This window comes from Candidatus Electrothrix sp., assembly GCF_052785085.1.
Window position 1 is genome coordinate 1 of the sequence record NZ_JALAAI010000175.1, and the last position, 5887, is coordinate 5887.

4 protein-coding genes are annotated in these 5887 nt (G+C 47.9%); all 4 read right to left on the bottom strand.

Annotated elements, in window-relative coordinates; genetic code table 11:
• Window positions 1-238 precede the first annotated feature (238 nt).
• The 4 genes from L2082_RS18000 to guaB all read right to left on the bottom strand — a co-directional run bounded on the left by L2082_RS18000 (window position 239) and on the right by guaB (window position 5542).
• On the bottom strand, window positions 239-1330 hold the full coding sequence (locus L2082_RS18000; protein WP_446010560.1) for a glucokinase: 1092 nt from the start codon (window positions 1328-1330) through the stop codon (window positions 239-241).
• A 99-nt stretch (window positions 1331-1429) separates the two neighbouring features.
• A complete protein-coding gene (locus L2082_RS18005) occupies window positions 1430-2206 on the bottom strand; it encodes a LabA-like NYN domain-containing protein (protein ID WP_446010559.1) in 777 nt (258 codons plus the stop codon).
• A gap of 131 nt (window positions 2207-2337) precedes the next feature.
• Window positions 2338-3894 (bottom strand): glutamine-hydrolyzing GMP synthase, encoded by a 1557-nt coding sequence (gene guaA / locus L2082_RS18010; protein WP_446010558.1) that lies wholly within the window; start codon window positions 3892-3894, stop codon window positions 2338-2340.
• Between the two features lie 178 nt (window positions 3895-4072).
• Entirely contained in the window at window positions 4073-5542 is a 1470-nt protein-coding gene (gene guaB, locus L2082_RS18015; protein ID WP_446010557.1) for an IMP dehydrogenase, read from the bottom strand.
• Window positions 5543-5887: the final 345 nt, after the last annotated feature.

Sequence of the window (5887 nt, forward strand, 5' to 3'; positions counted from 1 at the left end):
CAAAGAGCTGACCGAGAAATCTCTTCAACTGCGGTTTGTTGAGCAGTAATATTGTTCAGTCGAGCAAGGAAAAAAGCCTTTTTTCCTTGAAAAGGGAAAATGTGGTCTATGGCTTCACGGATTCAGGTAGGCGAAAATCTTTACTGAATACCCAGAAAAACCAATTGAGTTCGTTTGTTAACATAAGTGCATCCTCCAATGTTATGATTAAAAAGCATTTTCATGGAGTATAACACGGTTAGCTATGAAAAACAGCCCGTTGAAGGTCAGGTGAAATTATCAGACGTTTTTCAGTCTGCATAGCCAGGTTTCGGGCACCGAGCAAGGCTGTTTTGGGTTCCGTAATAATATGGATAGGGATAGCAGCCAGCATCTCTTGGTAGACACCGCGACAGAAAAGTTCCATAAAGCGTTTCCGGTCAAGATGGGGCAGCAGCCTGGGCAGCAGCCCACCACCAAGATATATCCCACTGGTTGCCAAAACCTTGAGGGCAAAATTTGCTGCCTCATCTGCAAGAATATCAAGGAGGAGTTGCACGGCTCGCAGGGCAGGCTCACAGGCAGGGCCGCCAGCTACAGCGGCATTAGCAGCTTCAACAATTAAAGGAGTTAATGCTTCTGGAGCTGTGGCTTTGCGTTTTTTCTCCATCCACGCCGGTTCCTGTTCCAGGCAACGGCTGCGTTGAAAGGCGTAGAGGGTGGGCAGAGCCATGCCTGAGCAGACCTGTTCCACGCTTATATGAACAGGAGAGAATCGCTTTTCTGAATCTCTGAGGAGAAACTGCAACAGCTCAATTTGTTCCTGATTGCGTGGGGCAAAGGAAACATGACCGCCTTCGGTGGGAAAAGGTTGGAATTGATTGTTTCCTGATATGGCAAAAGATTGACCAAGACCAGTTCCCAGAGCCAAGACTCCAACACTCCCTGTTGTATCTGCTTGTCCTGTATTAACAGTAATGAGCTTTTCCTGATGAAGAGCAAGTACCCCGGCAGTAGTAGCTACAAGATCATTGACCAGCAGGACATTATCCAGGCCGAATTGGGCTGCTACAGCAGGTCCATCCACAACCCAGTCCAGGTTGGTCATCTGAACCTTGTTCTCTCGGACCGGGCCAGCAATCCCGAAACAGGCATGGGTTGGGTACTCTTCCTGCTCCGCAAGAAAGGCGGTTATTATTTCCGGAAGCCCGGAGAATTCGCTATTGCGATACGTCTGTTCAGCCAGGACTGTTTCCTGAATTTCAGAGATTTCAGAGGAACCACGGGTGTCATACAGAGCCAGTACTGTTTTGGTTCCCCCAATATCGCCAGCAAGAATACAAGTGTCCATCTGATTATCCTTGATTATCCCTGCTTATCCCTCTTCTACGACTTGGCAGGCATCCTCTGCTCACAGGCGTCTTCACAGGTTTGATATGTTACGGTTTTTTTAAGGTTCTTTAACAAGTCGGATATCCCATGCCTCAGAACGCCCTTCCCCGGAAGGGTTTTTAATAATCCTGAATTCAAAGATTCGGGTTGAATCCTGAAAATAATAATCGCCCTCCAGTGTAGACTTAGAGAGGTGGAAAAAGACCGTATCTGATTTGAGTTGCTTGTCTTCCATACGAAAAAATCGAAAAAAACCAAAGCCTCTGTCAGCATTAAAATTAGCCACAGTGCCCCGTTGCCAATCTCCTTCACTATTGGTGTTGTCTTCCTGGATCGGCAGCAGGCCTGGGATAAGAAAACCAGAAACATAGGAATCAGCCACCTCCCGCAGTTCCCGGCTGACATTATGAAAGCCGATTACATCCACCCGACAGCCCATATTTTGCATGGCCGTGACCAGACGAATAAAATCACCATCCCCTGTAAGCAGAATAATCCGATCAAGATTACGGGCCTGCAACAGGGCGTCAATGGCCAGGTCCATATCAGCATTGGCCTTGGTCGTAACATTACCATCTTCGTCTTCATAGCGGCGCACATATTTTTTAATGATTTTAAAACCGCATTGACGAAGAATGTCATGGTAATAATACACTTTTTGTCGGTACTCAGCATCCCGGCTGGTACGTTCCCGGTCTTCAGCAAGGTAGCAGTTGGCGCGTAATAAGGTGCAAGGGGCTGTGTTGGCGAGCTCAACTAAGACGTCATAGCGCATGCCGTACCCGCCGCTCATTTTTATGTTTTCAGCGTCGACGTAAATTCCTGTTTTAAGCATAAATAAATATATTGTTTAATAAGTGTGGTGCAAGTGTTGTGCTGCTGTAAATTTCCCGTTTTCGGTGCATACTGTAGGGGCAGTTCCCTGTGCCTGCCCGCTATGCAAGGGCGAACACAGGGATTTCGTCCCTACTCCCACTCAATGGTGGAAGGTGGCTTGGAGGAGATATCGTAAACAACCCGATTCACACCCCGAACTTCATTAATAATACGTGTGGAAATACGGCCCAGAATGTCATAGGGCAGCTGTGACCAGTCAGCAGTCATGGCATCACGGCTGTCTACTGAACGAATGGCAACAACATGCTCATAGGTTCGACCGTCACCCATAACCCCCACCGTCTGGATGGGTAGCAGAACGGCAAAGGATTGCCACACCTTGCGGTACCAGCCAGAGCTTTTCATTTCCTCAAGTACAATCACATCAGCCTGACGAAGAATTTCCAGGCGTTCCTTGGTCACAGCACCCATGATTCGGATCCCCAAGCCTGGGCCGGGAAAAGGCTGGCGATAAATAGCCTCTTCAGGCAGGCCTAATTCCAGACCCAGCTCGCGAACCTCATCCTTAAACAGTTCTCTGAGTGGCTCAATAAGTTTGAGCTGCATACGCTCTGGCAGTCCTCCCACATTATGATGGGATTTGATAGGGGCCTTTCCCCGGAAGACCACTGATTCAATAACATCAGGATACAGGGTTCCCTGGGCAAGATATTTTACCTCACCGAGGGTATTGGCTTCCTGCTCAAAAATTTCAATAAAACCATAGCCGATCCGTTTTCGTTTTTCTTCAGGATCATCAATCCCGTCCAGGCGATCCAGGAAATAGGATTCAGCATTAACATCAATAACCTTTAGATCTGTTTTTTCCCGGAAAAAGCGCAAGACGGTATCACTCTCATTAATCCGCATCAGGCCGTTATTCACGTAGATACAGGTGAGCTGGCTGCCAATGGCCCTGTGAACCATGGCAGCAACCACTGTGGAATCAACTCCGCCAGACAGCGCACAGATGACCTGATCATCACCCACTGCTTCCTTGATCTCGGCAACTGTGGACTCAATAAAGGAATGCATGGTCCAGCTGGCCTCACAGCCGCAGATACCAAAGATGAAATTACGCAACACATCAGTCCCGATCAGGGTATGAGCAACTTCAGGATGGAATTGTACAGCAACAAAGGGTTTTTCTTCATGGCGCAGGGCCGCAAAAGGGGAGTGCTCACTACCAGCTGTGGCGGTAAAACCAGGAGCAGCTTTTTCAATCCGGTCACCGTGACTCATCCAAACCTGGTGAGGAGTCGGGGCAGGCTCCATACCAGCAAAAAGACCTGCTGTGTAATCGACCATGAGAGAGGCTTTGCCGAATTCGCGTTTATCTGCCTTTTCGACCCGTCCCCCTAACTGTTGCATCATCAACTGGGCACCGTAGCAGATACCCAGGACAGGCACACCAAGTTCAAACACCCCAGAGTCAGAAATCGGGGCATCCTCATCATAGACAGAGGCAGGGCCGCCGGAAAGAATAATACCCGAGGGCTGTATGGCCTTGAGGTCTTCCAGAGGCAGGGTGTAGGGGTGAATTTCAGAGTAGACTTTTTGCTCACGGATTCGGCGGGCAATGAGTTGGGTGGTCTGTGAACCGAAATCAAGGATAATAATTTTATCGTTATTTTTATCAAGGGGCATGGTAGCGCTTTTTTTGAATTATTTTTGAATGAACAAAAAAAAGAACTCCGTTCCAAGAGAGCAAATCGCTGTTTTTTTTAGCGCTCTCTTGGAGAAAGAGGAAGGTTTTATACAATAAAACACCCGATCCAAAGGGCAGGGGGACACAGGAAATGATTTTTCCCTGGCAGGAAAAGTTTTATATACCCTCGGTCCGATAATTAGGAGCCTCTTTGGTGATGATAACATCATGAACATGAGACTCACGCAGACCAGCTGGGGAGATCCGAACAAATCTCGCCTTATTATGGAGTTCACCAATGGTTGCTGCACCGCTATAGCCCATACCAGAACGTAAGCCGCCCAGTAATTGATAAATCATTTCAGAGATAGGACCCTGGTATGGAATCTTGCCTTCTATGCCCTCTGGTACCAATTTTAATGCCTCGGTATCCTTTTTTTGGAAATAACGATCACTGGATCCCTGTTTCATGGCGCCTAAAGATCCCATCCCTCTGTATCCCTTATATTTTCTGCCCTGGTAGAGAAAGGTTTCCCCAGGCGTTTCATCGGTTCCGGCAAAGAGAGAGCCGATCATCACACAGTCAGCACCAATCCCGATGGCCTTGCAGATATCACCGGAAAATTTGATACCACCATCAGCAATTACAGGAATGCCTTTTTCCCGGGCAACCTTGGTGGCGTTTTGCAGGGCTGTCAGTTGTGGCACACCAACGCCGGCAACAATACGGGTTGTGCAGATAGAACCAGGTCCGACCCCTACCTTCACAGCATTGGCACCAGCATCTATCAGGGCTGCGGTTCCTTCGGCGGTGGCAACATTTCCGGCAATAACAGAAAGAGAAGGCCAGCCAGCCCGAATTTCGCGGACTGCCTGAAGAACCCCTGCTGAATGACCGTGGGCCGAGTCCAGCACAATAACATCAACTCCAGCCTCTACCAGGGCCTCGGTTCGGTCCGGCATGTCTGTACCAACACCGACGGCGGCCCCGACCAGTAAACGACCATTATCATCCTTAGCTGCAAGAGGATATTTTTTAACTTTCTCAATATCCTTGATGGTGATAAGGCCTTTAAGTTTTCCCACATTATCAACTACCAGCAGTTTTTCAATGCGGTGCTCATGGAGCAGGGCCTTGCAATGTTCCAGACTGATCCCTTCGTGGGCAGTGACCAGGTTTTTACTGGTCATAACGTCATGGACCCGCATGTCGTTATTAGAAACAAAGCGAAGATCACGATTGGTGACAATACCCACCAATTTCCCCTCTCTGAGTACAGGCAGGCCGGAGATTTTATACATGGCCATGATCTCTTCCACCTCAGCAACACTTTGCTGCTCAGTTACCGTGACAGGATCAATAATCATGCCGGATTCCGATTTTTTGACCCGCTCAACTTCTTTGGCCTGATCGGTTATTGACATGTTTTTATGAATAATACCAATGCCTCCTGCCCTTGCCATCGCTATAGCTGTACGATGTTCCGTAACCGTATCCATAGCTGCTGAAACCAGAGGGGCATTCAGATAAACCGTATCTGTAAGACGGGTAGACAGAGAAACCTCTGACGGCAGCACTTCCGAACCTAACGGAACGAGCAGGACGTCGTCAAAGGTATATGCCGGGGGGATGTCCTGGTCGAACATAGGAAACTCCTTATATGGTTTCTAAAATATTGTCCTGAGCAAATACTCAGAAGTAATTTGTCAAATAAATAAGCAGAAAAATAATAATGAAGCACATAATATCACTGATGGGCTGGAAAAGCAAATAGAGGTGAAGGAAAGGTTGTTTTTCTGTTCCGCGCAGAATGCAGGTAAGAGCCGTTCAATTGTAAAAAAGACCGGCATAATCGAACAGACGATTTATTTCATCGTAGAAAACCACCCCCTCTGGGGGTGGTCAGAGTTCAACGGCTCTGCCTGTTGAACAGTCATGTTTTCGCAAAGGGCAGGTTATGTAGATGTCGCATTTTATCAACGGATCAATCT

Excerpts from the sequence above, each read along its gene's own strand:
- guaB (WP_446010557.1), bottom strand. The coding sequence starts at position 5,542 with ATGTTCGACCAGGACATCCCCCCGGCATATACCTTTGACGACGTCCTG.
- L2082_RS18000 (WP_446010560.1), bottom strand. The coding sequence starts at position 1,330 with ATGGACACTTGTATTCTTGCTGGCGATATTGGGGGAACCAAAACAGTA.
- guaA (WP_446010558.1), bottom strand. The coding sequence starts at position 3,894 with ATGCCCCTTGATAAAAATAACGATAAAATTATTATCCTTGATTTCGGT.
- L2082_RS18005 (WP_446010559.1), bottom strand. The coding sequence starts at position 2,206 with ATGCTTAAAACAGGAATTTACGTCGACGCTGAAAACATAAAAATGAGC.